At 63.8% G+C, this 530-nt stretch carries 1 protein-coding gene; it reads left to right on the top strand.

The annotated features are described in order from the left end of the window. On the top strand, positions 1-530 hold a 530-nt coding region (locus CXR03_RS19000; protein ID WP_104105062.1), incomplete at both ends, for an FAD binding domain-containing protein.

Genomic DNA, 530 nt, shown 5'->3' with positions numbered 1-530 from the left:
CAATGGCCGTCAGGTCACCATCGGTGCTGCGGTCACCCATGCGGAGGTCGCCTCTTCGGCGGCCATCCGTGCAGTCTGCCCGGCGATCTGCCATCTCGCCTCGTTGATCGGCGATCCGCATGTGCGCCACATGGGCACGATCGGCGGTTCTGTCGCCAATGACGATCCAGCGGCCGACTACCCGTCAGCGGTGCTCGGCCTTGGTGCGACGGTGGTCACCAATTCCCGCGAGATTGCGGCTGACGACTTCTTCGTCGGCCTGTTCGAGACGGCGCTCTCGGAGGACGAGATCATCACGGCGATCCGCTTCGACGCTCCGGAAAAGGCGGGATATGCCAAGTTCGCCAATCCGGCCTCGCGTTATGCGATGACCGGTGTCTTCGTCTCGAAGGGTTCAGGCGGCGTGCGTGTTGCTGTCACCGGTGCAGGATCGTCTGGCGTCTTCCGCCATGCCGGACTTGAAGCGGCCCTCTCGGCCAACTGGTCACCGGAGGCTGCCGCAGGTGTCGAAATTGATTCGTCAGAGCTGA

This window comes from Arthrobacter sp. 08Y14, from assembly GCF_002929455.1.
In the GTDB taxonomy this organism is placed as follows: domain Bacteria; phylum Actinomycetota; class Actinomycetes; order Actinomycetales; family Micrococcaceae; genus Arthrobacter_B; species Arthrobacter_B sunyaminii.
The sequence above is the reverse complement of the archived record's forward strand: the minus strand, read 5'-3'. Positions and strand labels throughout refer to the sequence as shown.